Origin of the sequence: Streptomyces pyxinae (genome assembly GCF_024756275.1) — a bacterium.
Taxonomy (GTDB): Bacteria; Actinomycetota; Actinomycetes; order Streptomycetales; family Streptomycetaceae; genus Streptomyces; species Streptomyces pyxinae.
This window is the reverse complement of sequence record NZ_JANUGQ010000073.1, coordinates 1-425: the sequence shown is the minus strand read 5'-3', so window position 1 is coordinate 425 and position 425 is coordinate 1. Positions and strand designations below refer to the sequence as shown.

General features: G+C 70.4%; 1 protein-coding gene. It reads right to left on the bottom strand.

Annotated elements, in window-relative coordinates:
- A partial coding sequence (locus tag NX801_RS30630) for a sigma-70 domain-containing protein (protein ID WP_309505941.1) occupies positions 1-425 on the bottom strand: 425 nt, incomplete at both ends.

The following is a 425-nucleotide window of genomic DNA, read 5'->3' as shown; positions in this document are numbered from 1 at the left end:
ATGGCGGGGTCCTCGGCGCCGATGAAGTCGGCCAGCGCGGCTTCGCCGTCCTCGTTGTCGCCGCTGATGGCGGCGTCGAGGGAGGTGGAGTTGTAGCCGTTGGCGGCGAGCCGGGCCTCGATGACCTCCTCCTCGGAGAGGTTCATCAGGGCGGAGAGCTCGGCCACGGTGGGGGTGCGGCCCAGCCGGGTGCGCAGCTCCTCGGTGGCGCGGGCCAGCTCCACCCGGGCCTCCTGGAGGCGGCGGGGGACGTGGACGGCCCAGCTGGTGTCGCGGAAGAACCGCTTGATCTCGCCCACGATGTAGGGGACGGCGAAGGTGGTGAACTCCACCTCGCGGGTCAGCTCGAACCGGTCGATCGCCTTGATCAGGCCGATCATGCCGACCTGGACGATGTCCTCCATGTCGTCCCCGCGGCTGCGGAA